A 23,472-nucleotide genomic window follows, 5' to 3' on the forward strand; every position below is an offset into this window, starting at 1 on the left:
ACGGGTTGTTAGGTCAACCCCCGCTTGGGCCGCCCGGGCTCACCGTGGTTGACGCCGCGCCGACGCGGCCGTCGACCGCGATCGCGGTTTGCGCGGTGGGCGCCTTGATCCGCACCGCGCTCGGGCCGGGAAGGCCGGGGAAGCGTGGCCACAATCCTTGCGCCAGCGCCGCGCGGCTGGCCGAGGTCGCGCGACCCGCCTGCGCCTCGTACATCCAGTAGTTGCGCAGCACGATCGTCACGTAGCCGCGGGTTTCCCAATAAGGGATGCTCTCGATGTAGAGCAAAGGATCGCCGCCGTCGTGGACCAGTGCGTTCCAGTCCTGCACCGGCTTCGGCCCGGCGTTATAGGCCGCGATCACCTTGGGCAGCAGCCCCTGGGTCAGCCCCATGTCGCGGAGCTTTTCGAGGTGGCGCTGGCCGATATCCACATTGGTCGAGGGCCGGGTCAGCGCGGTGCGGTCCACCGTCATCCCGCGCTCGCGCATATAATCGGTCGCCGCGGCGGGCATGATCTGCATCAGGCCATAGGCGCCGGCCGCGCTGACCACCTTGTTGCGGAACCCCGATTCCTGCAGCGTGTGCGCCCATACCAAGGCCTTGTCGACGCGCCAGCCGGTATCCGGGGTCCAGTTCGGGGTCGGATAGCGCGCTTCGGCCGTCGCGGTGACGCCCTGCGGGCAATTGTGCGCCAGCCACACCACGCTCGCCGGCAGGTCCATCTGCTCGGTCACGCGGATCAGCGCGGCGAATTCATTGGGGGCGCCGATCCGCGCCTGTTGCCGGATCACCTGATCGGCGGCCTCATTCTCGCCGACCTCGACCAAAGCGGCCGCGACGCGCACGTTCGGGCGGCGTTCGAGCTGCGCCCAATCGGCGGTGACGCGCTCAGGCTGGGCGGCGCGCGTCGTCATCCCCAGCGCCTGCCGCGCGAGCTGCCCGTAGAAAGCCTCGCGATATTGCGCCGCGTTCTTCAGCCGCGGCTCGACGCGATCGGGGCGGCCGCAGCGCATATCGGCGCGCGCCGCCCAATACAGCCCCGCCGCGCGCAGATCGATGTCGCCGGCGCGGGTCGAGACGCCCTCGAAGCCGTTCGCCGCTGCCGCGCAATCGCCGGTGCGCCACGCCGAGAGCGCGGAGGTCCAGCGCGCCTGCACCGCCCAGTCGCCATAGCCGGTCGCGCCGCGATCGCCGAGCCGCCGGGCATCGGCGTCGAGCCCCTGGAGGAAATAGATCCACGCGACGCGCGCGGTCCATTCGGTCTGCGCCTCGGGCGAGAGACCGCTGGTCGAATCGAGCAGCGCCTCGGCCTCGCGCCCCATATCGGCCTTCACATAAGGCTGCATCTGCGCCGCGAGCGTCGCGGCGATCTGGTCGCTGCGCGTCGCCTTGGCGCGGATGCGGTTGGGGGCGCCGTCCTGCCAGATCAGCCGCTGTGCACCGGGAAGCGGAGGCAGATCGGTCGCGCCACGCGCGCGGGCGAGCCGGGTGAGCGCCTCGGCCTGCGGCAATTCGGGCGCCTCGGTGAGCAATTTGACCAGCGCGTCGAGCTCGACGCGCGGCGACCCCTTGGCGGTGTAAAGCTCGGCCAGCGCATAGCTGTGGAGCGGCCCCGGCGCCATTGCGGCGAGCCCGAGCTGCGCATCCTGCCAGCGTTGCTCGCGGATCGCGGCGAACACCGCACGATAGCCGCTGCGCTGTTCGGGGGTGAGTTGCGCCGGGATCGCCGATCGCGCGGCGGAAAGGGTGGCGGTAGCAGAAGCGGAAGCCGCAGCGGACGGCAGGGGATCGGCCGTGGCAATCCCCGTCGCCAGCGCGGCAAAGCCCGCCGCTGCGACGAATTTCGCAATCACGCCTGCAACCCCCCGATCAGCAACTGTAGGTCCCTCCACGCATCGGCCTTCGCGGCCGGGCGTTCCCGCAACAGACGCGGGTGATGGCTGGCCACCACCTCGGTCCTTCTTCCACCTTTATGTTCAACAAGGTGCAAACGCCCACGGGTTTCCGCGACATCCGCCGCCAGCAACGCACGACTCGCCGCATTTCCTAGCGCGAGCAGCCTTTTCGGGGCGACCAGCGCGACATGATGGCGGGTGATTTCGAACAATGCCGCCTCGGCTTCGCGCGGCACGCGGCCGGCGATCGGTCGTGCCGCGGCGACCGCCGCGAGATGCACCTCGGCGCGGGTCAATCCGATCGCCGCGAGCATCCGATCGAACAATCGCGCCAGCTCGCCCGAGAGCAGAGCGTCGCGGTCGTCGCGTTCGGGGCAATCGACCAGGATCATCACATCGGCGACCGCGGGGCCGCTCGCCGGAACGAGCGCGCCGCCCCACGCCGCTTCGGGCGCATCCGATCCGAGCCGCCACGCGAGGAACCCCTCCAGTGTCGGCGGGAGGACGAGCGGCGCGCGTGCGACGGCGACGGCGGGCGCAGCGGGTGCCTCGCCGCGCCGCTCGGGCATGCGCTGCTCCGCGACGCGCGGTTCCGCTTCGGGCTCGGGCGCGGCCAGCCAGTCGAACGGCTCGTCGCTCGCGAGCATGTCGACCCCGGCGGCCTGCCACCATTCCAGCGTGCTCGCCGCTGCCTTGTTCCAGTCGAAAATCTGCTCAGCCCCCATCGCGTCTATTAGGATTGGCGTTGACGCGCGGGTCAATTGCCGTGAGAGCCGTTCGGGGACAAGTCGTTGTCGGATCGCGCCCGGATGGGAACACGGGAGTGTCGGGGGCACGGGAGAATATGATGAGCGAACGCGAATCGATGCCTTATGACGTGGTGATCGTCGGTGCAGGCCCCGCGGGGCTCAGCGCGGCGATCCGGCTGAAGCAACTCGCCGCCGAGAAAGAGGCGGAGATTTCGGTCTGCGTGCTGGAAAAGGGCTCGGAAGTCGGCGCACATATCCTGTCGGGTGCGGTGATCGATCCGCGCAGCCTCGACGAATTGCTCCCGACGTGGCGCGACGACGGCTGCCCGCTGGCCGAGGTGCCGGTGCGCGAGAATCTGCACTGGATCCTGACGCGCGGCCGCAAGTTCGACATGCCGCATTTCCTTACCCCGCCGTTCATGCACAACAAGGGCACCTACACCGGGTCGCTCGGCAATCTGTGCCGCTGGCTGGCCGAGAAGGCGGGCGAGCTGGGCGTGGAGATCTTCCCCGGCTTCGCCGCGGCGGAGATCCTCTATGACGAACAGGGCCGGGTGAAGGGCGTCGCGACCGGCGACATGGGGGTCGCGCGCGACGGCGAGCATAAGCCCGATTACCAGCCGGGGCTCGAGCTCCACGCAAAATATACCTTCTTTTCGGAAGGATGCCGCGGGCATCTGACCAAGCAGCTGATCCGTCAGTTCGATCTCGATGCGGATAGCGATCCGCAGGTCTATGGCCTGGGGATCAAGGAATTGTGGGATATCGATCCCGCGCTGCACGAGCCGGGGCGGGTGATCCACACCCAGGGCTGGCCGCTTTCGGAGACCGACGGGTCGAGCGGCGGCGGCTGGATCTATCACCAGGCGAACGGCCAGCTCAGCATCGGCTTCGTCACCTGGCTCAACTACACCAACCCGCATCTCTCGCCGTTCCAGGAGATGCAGCGCTGGAAGACCCACCCGCAGGTCGCCGCGCTGCTCAAGGGCGGCAAGCGCGTCAGCTATGGCGCGCGCGCGATCAGCGACGGCGGGCTGCAATCGATCCCCAAGTTGACCTTCCCCGGTGGCGCGCTGATCGGCGATTGCGCCGGCTTCCTCAACGTGCCGCGGATCAAGGGCACGCATACCGCGATGAAATCCGGGATGATGGCGGCCGAGGCGGCGGTCGAGGCGATCGTCTCGCAACGCGAGCTCGACGAGCTGACCGCCTATCCCGCGGCGTTCGAGCAGAGCTGGGTCAAGAAAGAGCTGTCGATCGTCCGCAACGTCGTCCCGCTGGTCAAGAAATTCGGCGAGTTCATGGGATCGGGGCTTGCCGGCATCACGATGTGGCTCGAATATCTCGGGATCAAGGTGCCGTTCACGATGCACCACCACCCGGACAACGAGACCTTGTGGCGCAAGGATCTCGTCCCGAAGATCGATTATCCCAAGCCCGACGGCGTGCTGACCTTCGACCGGCTCTCCTCGGTGTTCCTGTCGAACACCAATCACGAGGAAGATCAGCCGGTCCATCTGACGCTCAAGGACCCGTCGATCCCGGTCGATTACGATCTGCCGATGTTCGACGAGCCGGCGCAGCGTTATTGCCCGGCGGGCGTTTATGAGATCGTCGGCGAGGAGGAAGGCAATCCGCGCTTCGTGATCAACGCGCAGAATTGCGTCCACTGCAAGACGTGTGACATCAAGGACCCGACCCAGAATATCACCTGGGTCGTGCCAGAGGGTGGCGGTGGCCCGAATTATCCCAACATGTGAGTGGCGTACGGACGACGCCTTTCCCGCTAGGGATGCTCCACCCCGGCGCAGGCCGGGGTCCAGTTGCCACCGGCCCGATGCTGGATCCCGGCCTTCGCCGGGGTGGAAGGAATAACGTGGATCGTAGCCTCCAAACAGTCGCCAGGAATGCGTTGCTCGCCCTGAGTATGGGCATCGCCGCCGCGACACCGGCGCTCGCGGTGTCGCGCACGGCCGAGAGCGGGCTGCTCGCCTATCTCGCGGCGCGCGCCGACGATGCGGACGGCGACGGATCGGAAGCGGTGCGGCGCTATGCCGCCGCGCTGGCCGATACCCCGGGGAATAGCGAGGTGGCGCTCCACGCCTATCGTGAGGCGCTGGTGGTGGGGGACGATCGGCTGCTCGATCGCGCAATCGCCACGCTGGCCGCGCAGGGCGCCGCGCCCCCCGATGCCGCGCTGGTGTCGCTCGGTGCGGCCGCGCGCGCACGCGATCTCGCCGCCGCCAATGCCGCGATCGACCGGCTCGCGGGCGGGCAACTCGTGATTCTCGCCGCGCCGCTGCGCGCCTGGGCGATGCAGGAGCGCGGCGGCGACGCGCTCGACGTGCTCGCGCAGCGCCCGCGCGATTCGGTCGCGCGGCGGCTCGATGAGGAAAGCCGTGCGCTGCTGCTGATCGCGCGCGGTCGATATGACGATGGCGTCGCCGCGCTGCGCGCCGTGCTCGGCAACGACCAGGCCGCGATCGACCTGCGCATCGCGGCGGCGCGGTTGCTGCGCGGCGCAGGGCAGGACGAGCGCGCACGCGCGATGCTCGGCGGCCCGGCATCGCCGCTCGCCGCTTTGTACGACCGGCTGCCGGCGGCGAAGCCCTCGCTCGCGTTCGGCGCGGCGGTGCTGTTCGTGCGGCTGGCGGACGATCTCGCCGCGGGCGATCCGGGGCCGATGTCGATCGCGCTGTCGCGCGCCGCGCTGCGCGCCGAGCCGGGCAACGATCGCGCGCGGCTGCTGCTCGCCGACGCGCTGTCGCGGCTGGACCGCACCGATCGTGCGCTTGCGGTGCTCGACGGGGTCGACAAGGCGGGGGTCTATGCCGCCACCGCCAATGCCGCGCGGATCGCGATCCTCGCCGGGGTGGAGCGCTACGACGACGCGATCGCGATCGCCGCGCCGCTCGCCCAGCCGCAGGACGCGCCCGATGTCGCGCTCGCCACGCTCGGCGACCTGTTGCTCGCCGCCAACCGGCCGAAGGAGGCCGCGCCGGTCTATCGCCGGCTGCTCGATCGCCCCACAGCGACGGTGCGGTGGGAGCCGTGGCTGCAATATGCCGCGTCGCTCGACGGCGGCGGGGACTGGCCGGCGGCGCGCACCGCATTGCTCCGCGCGCAATCGATCGCGCCCGACGAGCCCGCGGTGCTCAACTATCTCGGCTATGGCGATGTGACCCACGGCGGCGACGTGCCCAAGGCGCTGGCGTTGCTCGAACGCGCCAGCGCGCTGCGCCCGACTGATGCGGCGATCACCGATTCGCTCGGCTGGGCGTGGTATCGCACCGGCAATGTCGCCAAGGCTTTGCCGCTGCTCGAACGCGCCGCGCAGGCCTCGCCCGACAATGCCGAGATCGGCGAGCATCTCGGCGATGCCTATTGGGCCGCCGGACGCCGCTACGAAGCGCGCTATGCGTGGCGCGCGGCGCAGGTGGTGGCCGACGCCAAGGACCGGGATCGTCTCGCGACCAAGATCGCCGACGGCCTGTGAACGACGGCACGATTGTCGAGCTGGCGCCAGCCAAGCTCAATCTGGCGCTGCACGTCCGCCGGCGACGTGCGGACGGCTATCACGATCTCGAAACCCTGTTCGCTTTCTGTCGCGACGGCGATGTGATCAGGCTGGCGCCGGCCGTGGCCGATACGTTTGCGATCACCGGGCCGTTCGGCGCGACGCTGGCGGCGGAGGGCGATAATCTCGTCACGCGCGCGCGCGATGCGTTCCGGGCGGCGTTCGGCGTGGCGCCGCCGTGCGCGATCGAGCTGGAGAAGAACCTGCCGATCGCCTCGGGGATCGGCGGCGGTTCGGCCGATGCGGCGGCGACATTGCGCGCGCTCGCGCGGTGGCACGATGTCGCGCCGGACGAGTCGCGGCTGTTCGGGATCGCCGCGCGGCTCGGCGCGGACGTCCCTGCCTGCCTGCTCGGCAAAAGCGCGATCGGCGAGGGGCGCGGCGACGAGCTGCGCGTCGTCGACGGGCTGGCGGGCAGGGGGGTGTTGCTGGTCAACCCCCGCGTCGCGGTGTCGACCGCGCGGGTGTTCGCCGGCTGGGACGGGGTGGATCGCGGCGCGATCACCGGCGATCCGGCGGAGGATCGCAACGACCTCACCGCGCCCGCGGTCGCCGCCGCGCCCGAGATCGCGACGGTGCTCGGCGCGCTGGAGGCACTGGCGAACGCACGACTGGTGCGCATGTCGGGCTCCGGCGCGACCTGTTTCGCCTTGTTCGACGTGCCGGCCGATGCGCGTTCCGCGGCGGCGGCGATCGGCGCGGAACACCCCGGCTGGTGGTGGCTGGCCAGCGAATTGGCGTGATTTTCACGGGTTGAAGGAAATTTTTGTTCCCCTCTTGTTCATGTGGAACAAATCGGATACTAACACGGCGACGCGTTGAATGGTTCACGCGCTTGGTCTAGCGACGAGGGCTCCACAATGGCCGCCAACCTCAAGGTGATCGATAACGGCATGGCAATCGCGAACGCAGACCGTCAGAAGGCGCTCGACGCCGCATTGGCGCAGATCGACCGGGCTTTCGGCAAAGGCTCGGCGATGAAACTCGGCCAGCGCGAGATTCTGAAGGTGGAGACGATCTCCACCGGCAGTCTCGGGCTGGATATCGCGCTCGGCGTCGGCGGGCTGCCGCGCGGGCGCATCGTCGAAATCTACGGGCCGGAAAGCTCGGGCAAGACGACGCTGGCGCTCCACGCGATCGCCGAGGCGCAGAAGGCTGGCGGCACCGCGGCGTTCGTCGACGCGGAACATGCGCTCGATCCGGTCTATGCCAAGAAGCTCGGCGTCAACATCGACGAACTGATCGTGTCGCAGCCCGATACCGGCGAACAGGCGTTGGAGATCGTTGATACGCTGGTACGCTCGAATGCGATCGACGTGCTGATCGTCGACTCGGTCGCCGCGCTGGTGCCGCGCGCCGAAATCGAGGGCGAGATGGGCGACAGCCATGTCGGCCTGCAGGCGCGGCTGATGAGCCAGGCGCTGCGCAAGCTGACCGGTACGATCAGCCGCTCGCGCTGTCTCGTCATCTTCATCAACCAGATCCGCATGAAGATCGGGGTGATGTACGGCTCACCCGAAACGACGACCGGCGGCAATGCGCTCAAATTCTACGCCTCGGTCCGGCTCGACATCCGGCGCACCGGCTCGGTCAAGGATCGCGACGAGGCGATCGGCAACACCGTCCGCGTCAAGGTGGTGAAGAACAAGGTCGCCCCGCCGTTCAAGCAGGTCGAGTTCGACATCATGTTCGGCGAAGGCGTGTCGAAGATGGGCGAAGTGCTCGATCTCGGCGTCAAGGCCGGACTGGTCGAGAAATCGGGCTCGTGGTTCAGCTACGACAGCGTGCGGATCGGGCAGGGACGCGAGAACGCCAAGCAGTTCCTGCGCGACAATCCCGAAATGGCCGAACGGCTCGAGCGCGCGATCCGCTCACGCACCGAGGGGCTGAGCGAGGAATTGATGGTCGGCCAGTCGGATCAGGATGACGTCTGATCGGCACCGATCTGTTCGAGGAATTTAGCTGAGCGGCGTCGCAAGCCGTCGCAACAACCGGGAAGGCCCGCTCCACTGACGGAGCGGGCCTTTCGTGTTTCGGCGCACCGTGTATCGTCGATCGTCAAGCGCTGGGGAGGGGATGGTCGATGACCAATGCGCAGGAATGGCAGGGCAGGGTCGGCAATACCTGGGCCGAGGAATGGCGGCTGACCGACATGAGCTTCGCCGGGCTCGCCGCGCCGCTTGACGCAGCGATCGCCGCCGCGGCACCGTCGAGCGGACGCGCGCTCGATATCGGATGCGGGGCGGGGGTGACGTCACTGGCGCTTGCTGCGGCGCGACCGGGGCTGTCGATCGTCGGGGTCGATCTCTCCGAGCAGCTCGTCGCGGTCGCGCGGGAGCGTGCCAGGGGCATCGCCAATCTCGATTATCGTTCGGCCAACGTGGTCGATTTCGCCGAGGCAACGCACGGCGCGGACCGTTTCGACCTCGCTTTCTCGCGGCACGGGGTGATGTTCTTCGACGATCCCGCAGCGGCGTTCCGCGCGATCGGCAGCGCGATCCGGCCGGGCGGTGCGCTGGTCTTCTCGTGCTTCGCCGCGATCGCGCGCAACCCTTGGGCGGAGGAGATTGCGGTCGCCGCCGGCGCGGCGGCGCCTGCACCGTCGCCGGACGGCGCCTATATCCCGGGACCGTTCGCCTTTTCCGATCCGCACTTTGTCCGCGGGCTACTCGAACAAGCAGGATTTTCCGCGCCGGCCCCGCAACTCGCCGACTATGCCTATCGCGCGGGGGAGGGTGTGGACGCGGTCGAGCGGGCGCTCCATTTCTTCCAGCGCATCGGCCCGGCCGCGCGATTGCTTGCCGCGATCGAGCCGGCGCAGCGCGCGCCGGTGCGCGAACGGCTGCGCGCGTTTCTCGCCGAGCGCGAACGCAACGGGGCGGTGACCTTCCCCGCAGCGGCGTGGATCTGGACCGCACGGGTGGAGGGGTGAGCGGGCCGGGCAGTCTCTGCTGGATTTGAGCGAGCGTCGCTTCTGCGTGTCTGGATACCGGGCATTTTCCACAACCGGCGTCACCCCCGCCTTGAGCCGGGGTCCATCGTGCCGCGAGCTTTACAGCAGGCCCCTCTTGCCCTGCGCCTGCCTCCCGGTGGATCCCGGCTCAAGGCCGGGATGACGAAGGGGGTAGGCGGCGTTCGACCTCCTTGTGTTGAACTCCCCTGTGTCCCCGCGAAGGGCATCCATCAAAGTAAGACTTTGATGGGACCAAGGCGGCGACACGGCCTGGGCTCCCGCCTTCGCGGGAGCACAAGGGAGGCTGAAGTATGACTGAATTACCGTAGGTTACGCGGTGATGTTAGAGGAAGGAGCCCTATCCCGCCCCCTCAGATCGCCCCCGAAAACGTGTCGCATTGCGCCGGATCGCCGCTGTCGAGCCCGCGTTTGAGCCACGCCTGGCGCTGCGCCGAGGTGCCGTGGGTGAAGCTGTCGGGAACGACGCGGCCCTGCGCTTCCTTTTGCAGCGTATCGTCACCGATCGCCTGCGCGGCGGTCATGCCTTCCTCGACGTCGCCCGGATCGAGCCGGTTGCGGTTCTGCGCCGCCCACACCCCGGCAAAGCAATCGGCCTGCAATTCCAGCCGCACCGAAAGATGGTTGCCCTCGGCTTCGCTCGCGCGCGCCTGCTGGCGGCGGACCTGATCGGAGGTGCCGAGCAGATTCTGGATATGATGGCCGAATTCGTGCGCGATCACATAATCCTGCGCGAAATCGCCGGCGGCGTGGAAACGGTCCTGGAGTTCCCGGAAGAAGCTGGTGTCGAGATAGATGCCCTGATCGGTCGGGCAATAGAACGGGCCCATCGCCGATTGCGCCGCGCCGCACCCCGATTGCCCGAGCCCCGAATAGAAGACGAGCTTGGGCTGGGCGAAGCGCTGCCCCGATTGCGCGAAGATCGCCGACCAGGTCTTGTCCGCCGAGCTGAACGCGTTGCACGCCGAGCGACTCGACGCATCGACCGAGCAGGCCGCGGTCGCGCCGCCGCCCGCGCTGTGGCGCCCGGTCTGCACCTGCGGCGCCCCGCCGGTGCTCGTCCCGCCGCCGAGCATCCCGCCGAGATTGCCGAGCCCGCCGAACACCGCGAGCAGCAGGAGCACCACGACGATCCCACCGCAGCCGAAGCGGCTGCCGATCAGCGGCAACAGCCCGAGCAGCATCCCGCCACCGCCGCCGCCGAAATTGCTGCCGCCGAAATTCTCGCCGCGCTGATCTTCGACATTGATGTTCGGATCGAAATCGTCGAGCCGCATCGCGCTGCCCCCCGTTCGGTTGAAGGTCCGTCGCCCAAATGCGCGAATTGAACCCACGGTTGCAAGGGGCGCGCTTGATCGCGCGCGCGGCGACGTGCAGGAACGCGGGCGATGGCCGATGTCGAACCACGCCGCCGCCGCGCCAAGGCGCTGCCCCTGCCCGATACGGTGGCGCTGGTGCTGCAGGGCGGCGGCGCGCTCGGCAGCTATCAGGCAGGAGTGATCGAGGCGCTGTCCGCCGCGGCGATCGAGCCCGATTGGGTGGCGGGGATCTCGATCGGCGCGGTCAATGCCGCGATCATCGCCGGCAACCCGCCCGAGCGGCGGGTGGAGCGGCTGCGGCGATTCTGGGATCAGGCGACGAGCTGGCTGCCGAGCTTCCCGATCCTGCCCGACGATATGGTGCGCGAATTCGTCCACGAATGGTCCGCCGGGTTCGTCGCGATGGCCGGGGTGCCGGGGTTCTTCGGCCCGCGCTTCATCCCCCCGTTCATGGCGGTGCCCGGCACGCCCGAGGCACTGAGCTTCTATGATTCGCGGCCGTTGCAGCAGACGCTCGACGAACTGGTCGACTGGGAACTGCTCAACCGCGGCCCGGTTCGGCTGTCGGTCGGCGCAGTCGACCTGGAAAGCGGCAATTTCCGCTATTTCGATACCAGGGAGGAGTGGATCGACGCGCGGCACATCATGGCCTCGGGCGCGTTGCCGCCCGGGCTGCCGCCGGTCGAGATCGACGGCAATCTCTATTGGGACGGCGGGCTGGTTTCCAACACTCCGCTCCAGCATGTGCTCGACAATCAGCGCGAGGCGATGATCGTCTTCCAGGTCGATCTGTTCTCCGCCGCGGACAAGCGCCCGCGCACGATCATGGACGTGCTCGCGCGCGCCAAGGAGATCACTTTCTCCAGCCGCACCCGCCAGATCACCGATCAGCTGCTGCGTCAGCGCAAGGAACGCGAGCTGGTGCGCAAGGTGCTCGCCAAGCTCCCCGCGGACCTGCACGACGACGCGGAGGTCAAGGCGCTGACGAAGGTCGCGACGGAACAGCCGGTCAGCCTCGTCCACCTGATCTATCGCGCCAATGCCTGGGAGGGCGGCGCGCGCGATTTCGAATTTTCGACCCGCACGATGCGCGAACATTGGGCCGCCGGCCAGGCGGCGGTGGAGGCGACGATGGCCAATGCCGAGCTGGTCGCCGAAAACATCCTCACCGGCCGCACCGCGGCCTTCGACATGACGCGATAGGAGCAAATGATGTTTCTGAAGGGCAAGAGCGCGGTCATCACCGGATCGACCTCGGGCATCGGCCTGTCGATTGCCAAGGCGTTCGCCGCCGAGGGCGCCGCGGTGGTGATCAACGGCTTCGGCGATGCGGCGGCGATCGAGCAGGAGCGTGCCGGGCTCGCTGCGCTGAGCGGTGCGCAGGCGCTGTACGACGCGGCGGACATGACCAAGCCCGATCAGATCGCGGCGATGATCGTCCGCGCACACGATACGCTCGGCGGGCCGGATATCATCGTCAACAATGCCGGCATCCAATATGTTGCGCCGGTCGATCAGTTCCCGACCGAGAAATGGGACGCGATCATCGCGATCAACCTGACCAGCGCGTTCCACATGATGCACGCCGCGGTGCCCTATATGCGCGAGAAGAAATGGGGCCGGATCATCTCCACCGCCTCGGCGCATAGCCTCGTCGCCAGCCCCAACAAATCGGCCTATGTCGCGGCCAAGCATGGCATCGCCGGGCTGACCAAGACGGTGGCGCTGGAAACCGCGACCGCCGGGATCACGGTCAATTGCATCTCGCCGGGCTATGTCTGGACCCCGCTGGTCGAAAACCAGATCCCCGATACGATGAAGGCGCGCAATATGACGCGCGAGCAGGTGGTCAACGACGTGCTGCTCGATGCCCAGCCGACCAAGCAGTTCGTCACCCCCGAGCAGGTCGCGGCGCTGGCGGTGTTCCTGTGCCGCGACGAGGCGTCGCAGATCACCGGCGCGAATCTGTCGGTCGACGGCGGCTGGACCGCGGCGTAAGCATGCGGGTGGATGTGCGCCTGAACTTAAGAGGGGCCGAATGGCGATATTGATCGCGCTTGCCGCACTGGTGGCGTGTCAGGCCGGGGCGGCGGAGGTCGTGCCGGTCGAGGACGGCGCGAAGAATCTCAACGCCACCCCCGAATGCCGCACGGCCGAAGTGGCGTGGCGCCGCGCCGCCACCGCCGCCGATCGCGAGCGGCTGCGCAACTGGCGGGTGTCGTGGCTCGCGGCGCTCGACGAGGCCAAGGCCGGCGGCGGGGCGAGCGAGATCGCCGCCGATGCCGATCTGTTCGATCCCGATCGGTCGCTCGACAATCCCTTGCCGCCGGTCGGCACATATCGCTGCCGGATCGTCAAGCTCGGTGCGGCGCATCAAGTGAACCGCGATTATGTCGCCCTGCCGCCCGCCAAATGCAGCGTCGGGCAGGACAGCGGCGAAACCTGGTTCGCGATCGACGACGGGACGCAACGCCCGATCGGCCGGCTGTTTCCGGGGCCGCCGGGGCGGGGGGTCTTCCTCGGCACGCTCGAGCTGGGCGATGAGCGGCTGCCGCTTACCTATGGCGTCGACGATCAGCGCAACATCATCGCTTATGTCGATCGCGTCGGCGAGAAGCGCTGGCGGCTGCTGATCCCGGCCCCGCATTTCGACGCAAAGGCGGAACTGATCGAGATCACGCCGGGCGGGTGAGCCTGGCCTTGCCGCCTTCTTCCACCCCTCCCTGGTGAAGGGAGGGGCTGGGGGTGGGTAGGTATGAGGCGCGCGATCCGGTGCCCCTCGAGCCAACCCACCCCCGACCCCTACCTTGTTCAAGGGAGGGGAGAAGCAAGCGGGTGGGGAGCAAAGTAAAGCCGGGCTACTGCCCGAAGCCCGCCGCGCTGGCCTGCGCGATTGCCTCGCGCGCGGCGGCGATCAGCGCGCTCGCCTTGGCCTCGCATTCGCGCTGCTCATAGACCGGGTCCGAATCGGCGACGATCCCGGCGCCTGCCTGCATATGGATCGTCCCGTCCTTCACCACCGCGGTGCGCAGCACGATGCACGAATCCATCGAGCCGTCGGGGGAGAAATAGCCGACGCCGCCGGCATAGGCGCCGCGGCGCTCGGGCTCGAGCTCGGCGATGATCTGGCACGCGCGGACCTTGGGCGCGCCGCTCACCGTCCCCGCCGGGAAGCCCGCGAGCAACGCGTCGATCGCGTCATGCGCCGGATCGAGCCGGCCGACGACGTTCGACACGATGTGCATCACATGGCTGTAGAATTCGACCATATAGCTGTCAGTCACCGTCACGCTGCCGGCGGCGGCGACGCGGCCGACGTCGTTGCGGCCGAGATCGAGCAGCATCAGATGCTCGGCGCGCTCCTTGGGGTCGGCGAGCAGGCTGGCGCGGTTCGTCTCGTCCTCGCTCGCGGTGCGGCCGCGCGGACGGGTGCCCGCGATCGGGCGGATCGTCACCTCGCCGTCGCGCGCGCGGACGAGGATCTCGGGGCTTGAGCCGATCAGCGCGAACCCCGGCAGATCGAGGTGATAGAGGAAGGGCGAGGGGTTGATCCGCCTGAGCGCGCGATAGAGCTCGAACGGCGGCAGCGCGAACGGCGCGGTGAAGCGCTGCGCGAGCACCACCTGAAAGATGTCGCCCGCAGTGATATAATCCTTCGCCCGCGCGACCATCTCGCCGTAGCGACCCGCCGGCAGCACCGGGTTGAGCGCGATCTCGGCGGGATCGCCGGTGACGCGCGGCGGCAGCGCGGCGGAAGCGAGGCGGGCCTCGACCGCATCGAGCCGTTCGTCGGCCTCGGCAACGATCGCCGTGGCATCGCGCGTCGCATCGGGCCATGCCGGGGCGACGAGGAACAAGGCATCGGCGAGCCGGTCGAACACCAGGATCACCGTCGGCCGCACGAACATCATGTCGGGCAAGCCGAGCGGGTCGGCGGCGGGAATCGCGAGATTTTCCGCGAGCGCCATCGTCTCATAGCCGAAATAGCCGACGAGACAGGCGAGCGCCGCGGGCAATGCCGCCGGCACCTCGGCGTGGCATTCGGCGACCAGCTTGCGCAGCGCGGCGAGCGTCGGCTCGGGGCAGGGGACGAAGGCGTCGCGATCGGTCAGCCAGCGCGGGTTGATCGCCGCGTCGTTTCCCTGAGCGCGGAACACCAGATCTGGGGCGAGCCCGATCAGGCTGTGGCGCCCGCGCACCGATCCGCCCTCGACCGATTCGAGCAGGAAATCGCCGCGTCCCGGCTCGATCAGCTTGAGCGCGGCGGCGACCGGGGTCTCGGTATCGGCGATCCGCCGGCGCCAGACGAGCGCGGGCTTCCCCGCGGCGAGCGTGGCGACGGCGGGGTTGCTGGGCGCCACGTTATTGATTGGACGCGTCCTTGCCCGAAAGGTCGGCCTTGATCCGCGCGAGTTCGGCGGCGTTGCGGGTCACCTTCACCTCGGCCTTGACCGCATTGGTGAACTGCTCGGCATATTCGCGCCCGACCAGCCGGCCGAGATCGCGGCGCGTCGAGGCGAGCAGCGGCGGCATGCTGGCGGCATCGCCGGCGACGATCGTGTCGAGCTTGACGATCAGCCAGCCCGCGCCGCCCGGCGCCTCGAGCATCCGCGCGCCGCCGCCGGGCAGGCTGAACAGCATCGCGAGCGCCGGATCGACCCCGCGCGGGTTGCTGGCGAGCTGGCCGCGTACCGCGCCGATCGGCTGGATCTTGGCGCCCTTCGCCCCGGCCTCGTTGAGCGCCTGGGCGAGCGGGGTGCCCTTCTGCACCTTGGCAAGCGCGGCGGCGGCGGCGGCGCGGGCCGCCTTGCGCGCGCGATCGGCCTGGACGTCCTTCACCACCGCCTCGCGCACCTGCGCCAGCGGGCGCGGCGCGGCGTGGACGATGCGATCGAGCGCGACCAACGCGAAGCTGCCGTCGGGGGCGGTCTGCACCATTACCGGCGCGTCGCCTTCCTCGGCCGCGAACGCCGCCTTGATGATCTCGGCCAGCGCCGGATCGGGCTTGGACGCGGGATCGTCGGGGTTGAGCCCGGTCGCGGTCAGCGCCGGGGTCGATTGCGCGGTGAGCTTGTTGTCGCCGACCAGCTCGGCGAAATTGGCATTGTTCGCGATCGCATCGTCGAGCTTGTCGTGGACAGCGCCCAGCGCCGCGACGGTCTTCTGCTGGGTCAGCGCCTTGGCGATCTCCTCACGCGCCTCGGCGAGCGACTTGGCCGCGACCTGCTCGACCGCGTCGACGCGCGCGACGACGAAGCCGACCGCGCCCTTCGCCGGGCCGACGGTCGCGCCCTTCGCCGCGCCGAACACCGCATCGGCGGCGGCGGGGGAGGTCTGCGCGGCGTAAGCGCTCTTTTCCACGGTGTTGATCGTGCGCGGTTCGAGCCCGGCGGCGCGCGCCGCATCGGCGATCGGCGCGCCGCCCTTCACCTTGGCGGCGAGCGCCTCGGCCGCCTTCTGGTCGAGCACGACGACCTGGGTGATCGTGCGCTTTTCCTTCGCCGCATATTTCGCGCGGTCCTTGTTATACGCCGCCGCGATTTCCGCCTCGCTCGGCTGGATCTGCGCCTTGAGCGAATCCGGGGTGACGCGGGCGTAGCGGATCACGCGGCGCTCCGGCACGGTGTAGCGCGCGGCGTTGTTCTTGTAGAACGCCTGCAACTCGGCATCGGTCGGCGCCGGGCCGGTCGGCATCGCCGCCGCCGGCAGCAGCGCGATCTGCCCCGAACGGCGTTCGAGCAGCAGCGAGGCATAAGGCAGCGAGAAGGACGCCGGCATCTGCGCCGCGCCGATCGTCGGGGCGAGCAGGAAGCGCGCCATCGCCTGTTGCGCGATCTCGCCCTGCACCTGCGCGTCGGTCATTCGGCGCTGCTGGAGCACGCGCTCGTAGATCTTCTGGTCGAACTTGCCGCTCGGCCCCTGCAGCGCGGGAATGCCCTGCAGCTCGCTGCCGACCAGCGCGCGGCTCACCGCCATGCCCTGATCCTGCCCGAACTGCTCGAGCGCGATCCCGGTAAGCAGCTGATCGAGCACGCCTTCCACCCCGCCGCCGGCGACGAAGGCGGGCATGTCGACGGTCGGATTTTCCTGGCGAAGCTGGTTGAGCTGATCGCCGACGCGCTGCTTGAGCTGGGCTTCACCGATCGCGACCCGCCCGACGCGCGCGACGGTGGTCTTGGTCATCCCGCCGGAGCCGGAGGCGAGCCCGGTAACGTCACCCGCGGCAAATGCGATCGCGATCACGCCGAGCGTGAGGAAGGTGATGACCAGACCGGCCTTTGAATTGATGATCCGCCGGAAAAAGCCGAGCATGCGCGTTGAAATCCGTAAAGTTGCGGTTGGAGGCTTTAGGGGGGGCGAACGGTGGCATCAAGGCCGCACCGGGTTGACGAACGGTTTGCGTCGCGATTGACCCCGACGGTGGCATCGCGCGCCCGGCATCGCTATCGCCCGTCCGAACACGATCGAAGGGAGCATCATGCGTCGTAAGCTGGTTGCCGGAAACTGGAAAATGAACGGGTCGCTCGCCGGCCTTGCCGAGCTCGATGGGATCGGCGCGGCGCTCGATCCGCGGATCGATGTCGCGATCGCGGTGCCCGCGACGCTGATCGCCCCGGCTGCAGCGCGCGCGGCTTTCCCGATCGGGGCCGAGGATGTTCACAGCGCCGACAGCGGCGCGCATACCGGCTGCATCTCGGCGGCGATGGCGAAGGAGGCGGGCGCGGCCTTCTCGATCGTCGGCCATTCCGAGCGGCGGCAGGGCCAGTGCGAGAGCGACGCCGATGTGAAGGCCAAGGCCGAAGCGCTCAGGCGCCACGGCATGAACGCGATCCTCTGCGTCGGTGAAACGCTCGACGAGCGCGAGGCCGGGCGTGCGGTCGCGGTGGTCACCGCGCAGGTACGTGCCTCGCTCCCCGAGGGCGCGGCGGGTGACTGGCTCGCGATCGCCTATGAACCGATCTGGGCGATCGGCACCGGCCGCACCGCCACCGTCGAGGATGTCGAGGCGATGCACGGCGCGATCCGCGCGACGCTGGTCGAACTGCTCGGGGCCGAGCCGGGCGCGGCGGTGCGATTGCTCTATGGCGGGTCGGTGACCGCGGACAATGCCGCGGCGCTGCTCCACGCGCGCGACGTCGACGGCGCGCTGGTCGGCGGGGCAAGCCTCACCGCGGCGAAGTTCGCGCCGATCATCGCGGCGGGGGCGTAATCGGCCGCGCGCCGGGGTGGGGCGGCGCCACCTTGTGTCCCCGCCTTGGGCCCCAGTCTGGGCTCCCGCCTTCGCGGGCGCACATAGGGTGGGCACTACCGGTGGCTGATCTCGATCTCGACCGTCACCGGATCGCCCAGCGACACCCCGGTTTCCGCGCGCACCGCATCCTTGAGCGGCACCAGATAGCTCCCGTCGCGCGGAAACAGCGAGGTGGTGAAGCTGGCGCCGCCGATCGCCACCGTCACCGGCACGACGCCCCAGCCATAGCTCGCGACGCGCGCCGCCGCCTTGATCGCGGCGGCATGTTCGCGCGGGACGGGGGCGAAGAAGAACGGCGCCGGCCCGCGCCAGTGGATCACTTCGCTGTCAAAGGTGATCGCGAGCAGCGGGCCGTCGCTCATGAATAGCGCGCCTTGAGCACCTCCCACGCCGCGCGCAGCCCCAGCGCGTCGCCGCCCTTGGGCCGCCCCGCCTTGGCCGCCGGGCGCCACGCGAAGGTATCGACATGCGCCCAGGCGATATTGTCGGGGACGAAACGGCGCAGGAACAGAGCGGCGGTGACCGCCCCGGCAAACCCGCCCTCGGGCGAATTGACCATATCGGCGACGTCGGATTTGAGCATCTCGTCATAGCCGTCCCACAAGGGCATCCGCCACAAGGGGTCGCGGACGCGGACCGACGCGTCGAGCAATTCGGCCGCCAGCGCATCGTCATTGGCGAACAGCGGCGGCAGATCCGGCCCCAAGGCGACCCGCGCCGCGCCGGTCAGCGTCGCGAAATCGAGGATCAGCGCGGGCTCCGCCTCGACCGCCTTGGCCAGCGCATCGCCGAGGATCAGCCGGCCCTCGGCATCGGTGTTGGTATTCTCGACCGTCAGCCCCTTGCGCGTCCTGAGCACGTCGCCGGGGCGGAAGGCGTTGCCCGAAACCGCATTCTCCACCGCCGGGATCAGCAAATGGAGCCGCACCTTGAGCCGCGCGGCCATCACCAGCCCGGCGAGCGCCAGCATATGCGCCGCGCCGCCCATATCCTTCTTCATCAGCCGCATGCCCGCGGCGGGCTTGATATCGAGCCCGCCCGAATCGAAGCACACGCCCTTGCCGACCAACGCGATGCGCGGATGCGCCGCATCGCCCCATTCGAGCTCGATCAGCCGCGGCGCGTTTTCCTTCGCCGCCGCGCGCCCGACCGCGTGGATCATCGGATAGCCGGTCGCCAGCGCATCGCCGCGCGTCACGTTGAGCGTCGCATTGTGCTTCTTGGCCAGCGCCTCGGCCGCCGCCTCCAGCTCCGCCGGGCCGAGATCGCCCGCGCCAGTATTGACCAGATCGCGCACCAGCGCGGTCGCCTCAGCGACGCGCAGCGCCTCCTCGATCCGTGCCGGCTCGCCCGACAGCAGCACGCGCGGCTCGGCCGGATCGGCGCGATAGCGGTCGAAGCGATATTGCCCGAGCAGCCAGCCGAGCATCGCCGCCCCGGGCTCGCCCGATGCGAGCCGATAGGTTCCCTCGGGCAGCGATGTGCCGAGCGAGGCGATTCGCCACGGCGATTCTTCGGGCTCGTTGCACACCAGCAGGTACGACCAGTCCTCCGCCGCCTCGCCGGGGAGCACCGCGCGCTCGCCGGCCTTGCCCGCCACCCGGTTCGCCGCGACCGCGCTGCGCACGCGCGGCGGCTGGCCGGCGAGCCAGTCGGCGAAGGCATCGGGGTGGACGATATGGAGCGCGCGCGCCGGCTGGCCGCGGTCGGGCTGAAGCATCGGTGAAAAGTCCGTCATGGGGCCACCAAAGCAGGACTTGTCCGCCCGCGCAACGCAGGCGGTTTGCAACTGGGGAGCGGGGCTCTACATCGTGCGCATGACCACGCACACCACCCGCATGCTGATCCTCGGTTCCGGCCCGGCCGGGCTCTCCGCCGCCATTTACGGCGCACGCGCCGGGATGCAGCCGATCGTCGTCCAGGGCATCCAGCCCGGCGGCCAGCTCACCACCACCACCGATGTGGAAAATTACCCCGGCTTCGCGGACGTGATCCAGGGGCCGTGGCTGATGGAGCAGATGCAGAAGCAGGCCGAGCATGTCGGCACGCGGCTGATGTGGGATACGATCGTCGAGGTCGATCTGACCAAGCGCCCGTTCCGGCTGATCGGCGACGGCGGCGATGTCTATGAGGGCGAGGTGCTGGTGATCGCCACCGGGGCGCAGGCCAAATGGCTCGGGATCGACAGCGAGGAAGCGATGAAGGGCAAGGGCGTCAGCGCCTGCGCGACCTGCGACGGCTTCTTCTATCGCGGCAAGAAGGTCGCGGTGATCGGCGGCGGCAATACCGCGGTCGAGGAGGCGCTGTACCTCACCAACCATTCCGACGACGTGACGCTGATCCACCGCCGCGATTCGCTGCGCGCCGAGAAGATCCTGCAGGAGCGGCTGTTCGCGCACCCCAACATCACGGTGCTGTGGAACAAGGAAGTCGCCGAATTCGTCGACGGCGGCGGCACCGCCGGGCTCGTCGCGCTCGATCTCAAGGATACCGCGACCGGCGAGGTTTCGCGGCTCGACGTGCAGGGCGGGTTCGTCGCGATCGGGCATCATCCGGCGACCGAATTGTTCCGCGGCCATCTCGCGCTCGATGACGACGGCTATATCGCGGTCCAGCCGGGGTCGACCCGCACCAGCGTCGCCGGTGTGTTCGCGTGCGGTGACGTGATGGACAAAATCTATCGTCAGGCGGTGACCGCGGCCGGCACCGGCTGCATGGCCGCGCTTGACGCGGAGCGTTTCCTGGCTGAGGCTGATTTCGAGAAATTGGCAGAAGCTGCTGAATAAGCACACGATTACCGGGGGGATCATGAAAGTCAGATTTGCACTCGCCGCGTCCGCGGCAATGATGTTGTTCGCCACGCCGGCGCTGGCGGCGGACAAGAAGGGCGACGCCGAAGCGGCGGAGAAGAGCGGCGATCCCGCGATCCCGCCGCCGGTCGTTTCGGTGACGCATCACACGGGGACGTTCGGCGGGGTGAAGATCGCCTATAAGGCGACCGCGGGCGAAACCTATCTCAAGGACAAGGACGGCAAGCCACTCGCGGCGATCACCTCCTACAGCTATGTCAAGGAAGGCGCGGTCGATCCCAACCGGCCGGTGACCTTCCTGTGGAACGGCGGACCCGGATCGGGCTCGCTATGGCTGCAGATGGGGGCGTTCGGGCCCAAGCGCGTGGTGGTGCCGAGCGACGCCAAGGATGACGGCGCGCCGCCCTATCGCATGATCGACAATGCCGCGTCGCTGCTCGACGTCACCGATCTGGTGTTCATCGATCCTGTCGGCACCGGGTTCAGCCACGCGCTCGGCAAGACCGATCCCAAGGATTATTGGGGCGTCACCAAGGACGCCAAGTCGATGGCGGCGTTCATCCGGCTGTGGCTCGATGCCAACGGGCGTTGGAACGCGCCCAAATATATCGGCGGCGAAAGCTATGGCACCACGCGCTCGGCGGCGGTGATCAACGAGCTCGAGGGCAGCTACACCGATGTCGCGGTCAACGGCATCATCCTGATCTCCTCGATCCTGGATTTCAGCCAGGCGGCGGATTCCCCCGGCAACGAGCTGGGGTATGTCACCAATCTGCCGTCGATGGCGGCGACCGCCTGGTTCCACAACAAGGTGCAGGACAAGCCCGCGACCGTCGAGCAATTCGTCGCCGAGGCGAAGGCGTTCGCGATCGGACCCTATGCCTCGGCGCTGCTCAAGGGCAATGCGCTGAGCGCCGCCGAGCGCGCGCAGATCCTGCCGCAATTGTCGCGCTTTACGGGCGTGTCGCAAACCTATCTCGAACATGCCGACCTCCGGCTGTCGCCGGGTCGCTTCTACAAGGAACTGCTGCGCGATCGCGGGCTGACGATCGGGCGGCTCGACACGCGCTATACCGGCAAGGATTACGACAATGCCGGGGAGGAGCCCGATAACGATCCGAGCTTCTACGGGATCGACGGCGCCTATACCGCGGCGATGAACCATTGGGTGCGCGAAGGGCTGAAATATTCCCCTGAGCGGGTCTACATCTCGATCGGCGGGGTGCGCGACTGGGATTGGAACATCGGCGGGCCGCGCGGCGGGGAGGGCTATCTCAACGTCGCGCCCTATATCGGCCGGGCGCTGCGCGAGAATAGCGGGCTCAGGGTGTTCGCCGGGCAGGGCTATTATGATTTCGCGACGCCGTTCTTCGGCGCCGAATATTCGCTTACCCGCACCGGGATGCCGACCGACGGACGCATCCAATGGCATTATTATAACGCCGGGCACATGATGTATGTGCGCGATGAGGATTTGCAGAAGCTTTCCAACGATATCCGCGCGTTTATTCGCGCGCGGTAACAAGATCGCGGATCGCCGCCGCCAGCGCGGCGGCGTCCGCCGGCCGCGCGAAGCTGTGCGATGCGGTGCGGACGGTGAGCGTGCGCGGCGCGATCCCGGCGCGGCGCGCGGCATCGGCATAAGCGATCGCGGTTGCATCCTGTTCGGCGAGGATGATGCGCGCATCGGTGCCCCAGGCGGCGATCGCCGCGAGCGCGCCGGCGGTGAACGGATCATTCTGCGGACCGTTCTGCGAAATACGCCGTAACCCGCGGATAAGCTTGCCGATCGATACGCCGCCGGTGAGCAGTCGCCGCCACGTCGCCGGGTCGCGTAGCCGCGCGGCATAATGCGCGCGGATCGCCGGGGCGGGGGGCAGGTCGTCGCGCGGCTCGACCACCCAGGGATTGGCGAGCAGCACGCGATCGATCCCCGCGTCGCGCCCGTGATGCGCGAGCAACGTCGCGGTATCGCAATTGCCGAACGCGACCAGCGCGGCGACCTGCGGCGCCTCGCGCCGGAATGCCCCGCAGGCGGCGAGCAGATCGGCGCGCGCCGCGCGAAACCCGCGATTGGCACCCCCCGAATCCCCGACGCCGCGCCGGTCGTAGCGGAATACCGGCGTTCCTTCCGCCGCCAGCGTCGCGGCGAGCATCGCCATCCCGCGATGCGCCCCGCTGCGCAATTCGTTCCCGCCCGAGACGATCAACAGCCCGGTCGTGCCGTCCGCCTCGTCGAGCGAGCCGAGCAATTGATCCTCCTCGCACGGAAAGGCGATCAGCCGGCGCATATCGCGATCCAGTTGGCGAGATCGGTGGCGATCACTTCCTGCAGCGCCGGGTCGACCGCAGGCTCGCTCGCGCGCCACAGGCTGCGGCCCGAAAGCAGGACGTCCGCCGGTCGCGGATCGCCCTCCAGCCGTGCGACCTTCACCCGCGCGCCGGTCAGCGGCTCGGCGGCGGCGAGTTGGTCGAGCAGCGCGGGCGACAGCAAATTGCCGGCATAATCCGCATCCCCGCCGAGCTTGCGGAGGCGATCCAGTTCGCGGCGCTGATCCGTGCCGCTCAACGGCGCGAGGTGCCAGCGCCCGGCGAGCCGCGCGTCATTGTCGACCAGTGCGCCGCCGCGCCAGCTCATCGCGAACGCCGGCGTACCGAGGCTCGCCGCGGCATCGGCGAAGGCGTCGCGCCAGTCGGCCAGTGTCGCGTCGCGGGTTTCGATCAGGCTTTCGCCGGTGCCGGGCAGATCGGGCAGCGCCCCGCCGATCCCGCGCTCGGCGAGCCGGCGCAGCACGTCGATCGCCGCGGCGCGGGTGCGGTTGGCCTCTTCGAACAGCGGCAGCGCGACGACGACGACCGCGCCGTGCATCGGGCCGAGGCGCAGCATCGCCTCGCGCCCG

General features: G+C 68.9%; 20 protein-coding genes. 11 read left to right on the top strand and 9 right to left on the bottom strand.

Annotated features, from left to right (window positions below; genetic code table 11):
* Window positions 1-13: 13 nt before the first annotated feature.
* Window positions 14-1,852, bottom strand: coding sequence for a lytic transglycosylase domain-containing protein (locus NED98_RS03485; RefSeq protein ID WP_432423286.1), 1,839 nt, complete (start codon window positions 1,850-1,852; stop codon window positions 14-16).
* A complete protein-coding gene (locus tag NED98_RS03490; protein WP_265311963.1) occupies window positions 1,849-2,619 on the bottom strand; it encodes a uracil-DNA glycosylase family protein in 771 nt (256 codons plus the stop codon). Before NED98_RS03490 ends, NED98_RS03485 begins: the two co-directional genes overlap by 4 nt.
* A 122-nt stretch (window positions 2,620-2,741) precedes the next feature.
* Here NED98_RS03490 and NED98_RS03495 point away from each other — a divergent pair, with 122 nt between their 5' ends.
* From NED98_RS03495 to NED98_RS03515, 5 genes are all read left to right on the top strand, one after another.
* A complete protein-coding gene (locus NED98_RS03495; RefSeq protein WP_179511463.1) occupies window positions 2,742-4,403 on the top strand; it encodes an electron transfer flavoprotein-ubiquinone oxidoreductase in 1,662 nt (553 codons plus the stop codon).
* A 152-nt stretch (window positions 4,404-4,555) separates the two neighbouring features.
* Window positions 4,556-6,139, top strand: coding sequence for a tetratricopeptide repeat protein (locus tag NED98_RS03500; protein WP_265311964.1), 1,584 nt, complete (start codon window positions 4,556-4,558; stop codon window positions 6,137-6,139).
* Window positions 6,136-6,963, top strand: coding sequence for a 4-(cytidine 5'-diphospho)-2-C-methyl-D-erythritol kinase (locus NED98_RS03505; protein ID WP_265311965.1), 828 nt, complete (start codon window positions 6,136-6,138; stop codon window positions 6,961-6,963). The genes NED98_RS03500 and NED98_RS03505 overlap by 4 nt, the downstream gene beginning before the upstream one ends.
* Window positions 6,964-7,080: 117 nt before the next feature.
* Window positions 7,081-8,154, top strand: coding sequence for a recombinase RecA (gene recA, locus NED98_RS03510; RefSeq protein WP_179511465.1), 1,074 nt, complete (start codon window positions 7,081-7,083; stop codon window positions 8,152-8,154).
* A 149-nt stretch (window positions 8,155-8,303) separates the two neighbouring features.
* Complete coding sequence (locus NED98_RS03515; protein ID WP_265311966.1) at window positions 8,304-9,152, top strand: class I SAM-dependent methyltransferase; 849 nt, start codon at window positions 8,304-8,306, stop codon at window positions 9,150-9,152.
* Window positions 9,153-9,544: 392 nt separating this feature from the next.
* On the opposite strand, the gene ypfJ is transcribed toward NED98_RS03515, so the two are convergent.
* Window positions 9,545-10,468: a KPN_02809 family neutral zinc metallopeptidase gene (ypfJ, locus tag NED98_RS03520; protein ID WP_179511467.1), complete on the bottom strand. Its 924-nt coding sequence runs from the start codon at window positions 10,466-10,468 to the stop codon at window positions 9,545-9,547.
* A 111-nt stretch (window positions 10,469-10,579) separates the two neighbouring features.
* On the opposite strand from ypfJ, the gene NED98_RS03525 reads away from it, so the two are divergent.
* The 3 genes from NED98_RS03525 to NED98_RS03535 are packed head-to-tail and all read left to right on the top strand — an operon-like array spanning window position 10,580 to window position 13,202.
* The gene (locus tag NED98_RS03525) at window positions 10,580-11,713 is read left to right on the top strand and encodes a patatin-like phospholipase family protein (RefSeq protein ID WP_265311967.1); all 1,134 of its coding nucleotides are present in this window, start codon (window positions 10,580-10,582) and stop codon (window positions 11,711-11,713) included.
* A 9-nt stretch (window positions 11,714-11,722) separates the two neighbouring features.
* Window positions 11,723-12,508 carry a 3-hydroxybutyrate dehydrogenase gene (locus NED98_RS03530; protein WP_265269184.1) on the top strand — a complete coding sequence of 262 codons (786 nt, stop codon included), beginning with the start codon at window positions 11,723-11,725 and terminating at the stop codon, window positions 12,506-12,508.
* A 40-nt stretch (window positions 12,509-12,548) separates the two neighbouring features.
* Complete coding sequence (locus NED98_RS03535; RefSeq protein ID WP_265311968.1) at window positions 12,549-13,202, top strand: DUF4893 domain-containing protein; 654 nt, start codon at window positions 12,549-12,551, stop codon at window positions 13,200-13,202.
* Window positions 13,203-13,368: 166 nt separating this feature from the next.
* On the opposite strand, the gene trpE is transcribed toward NED98_RS03535, so the two are convergent.
* Both trpE and NED98_RS03545 read right to left on the bottom strand, forming a co-directional pair.
* Entirely contained in the window at window positions 13,369-14,871 is a 1,503-nt protein-coding gene (gene trpE / locus NED98_RS03540) for an anthranilate synthase component I (RefSeq protein ID WP_265311969.1), read from the bottom strand.
* 1 nt (window position 14,872) lies between these two features.
* Window positions 14,873-16,822, bottom strand: a complete 1,950-nt coding sequence (locus NED98_RS03545) for a peptidylprolyl isomerase (RefSeq protein ID WP_179511471.1) — start codon at window positions 16,820-16,822, stop codon at window positions 14,873-14,875.
* Between the two features lie 163 nt (window positions 16,823-16,985).
* On the opposite strand from NED98_RS03545, the gene tpiA reads away from it, so the two are divergent.
* Window positions 16,986-17,720, top strand: a complete 735-nt coding sequence (gene tpiA, locus NED98_RS03550; RefSeq protein WP_265312299.1) for a triose-phosphate isomerase — start codon at window positions 16,986-16,988, stop codon at window positions 17,718-17,720.
* Window positions 17,721-17,815: 95 nt separating this feature from the next.
* Here the strand turns inward: tpiA and NED98_RS03555 are convergent, their stop codons facing one another.
* Window positions 17,816-18,124 (bottom strand): DUF1905 domain-containing protein, encoded by a 309-nt coding sequence (locus tag NED98_RS03555; protein WP_179511473.1) that lies wholly within the window; start codon window positions 18,122-18,124, stop codon window positions 17,816-17,818.
* Window positions 18,121-19,500, bottom strand: coding sequence for a leucyl aminopeptidase family protein (locus NED98_RS03560; protein WP_179511474.1), 1,380 nt, complete (start codon window positions 19,498-19,500; stop codon window positions 18,121-18,123). The genes NED98_RS03555 and NED98_RS03560 overlap by 4 nt, the downstream gene beginning before the upstream one ends.
* Window positions 19,501-19,579: 79 nt before the next feature.
* Here NED98_RS03560 and trxB point away from each other — a divergent pair, with 79 nt between their 5' ends.
* Window positions 19,580-20,548, top strand: coding sequence for a thioredoxin-disulfide reductase (trxB, locus tag NED98_RS03565; protein WP_179513625.1), 969 nt, complete (start codon window positions 19,580-19,582; stop codon window positions 20,546-20,548).
* Between the two features lie 22 nt (window positions 20,549-20,570).
* Entirely contained in the window at window positions 20,571-22,094 is a 1,524-nt protein-coding gene (locus tag NED98_RS03570) for a S10 family peptidase (protein WP_265311970.1), read from the top strand.
* On the opposite strand, the gene NED98_RS03575 is transcribed toward NED98_RS03570, so the two are convergent.
* Both NED98_RS03575 and NED98_RS03580 read right to left on the bottom strand, forming a co-directional pair.
* A complete protein-coding gene (locus tag NED98_RS03575) occupies window positions 22,078-22,863 on the bottom strand; it encodes a hydrolase 1, exosortase A system-associated (protein ID WP_265311971.1) in 786 nt (261 codons plus the stop codon). The two genes, NED98_RS03570 and NED98_RS03575, sit on opposite strands and share 17 nt — an antisense overlap.
* The gene (locus NED98_RS03580) at window positions 22,851-23,459 is read right to left on the bottom strand and encodes an alpha/beta hydrolase family protein (protein ID WP_265311972.1); all 609 of its coding nucleotides are present in this window, start codon (window positions 23,457-23,459) and stop codon (window positions 22,851-22,853) included. Before NED98_RS03580 ends, NED98_RS03575 begins: the two co-directional genes overlap by 13 nt.
* Window positions 23,460-23,472: the final 13 nt, after the last annotated feature.

The sequence above is a fragment of the Sphingomonas lycopersici genome (genome assembly GCF_026130605.1).
Classification (GTDB): Bacteria; Pseudomonadota; Alphaproteobacteria; order Sphingomonadales; family Sphingomonadaceae; genus Sphingomonas; species Sphingomonas lycopersici.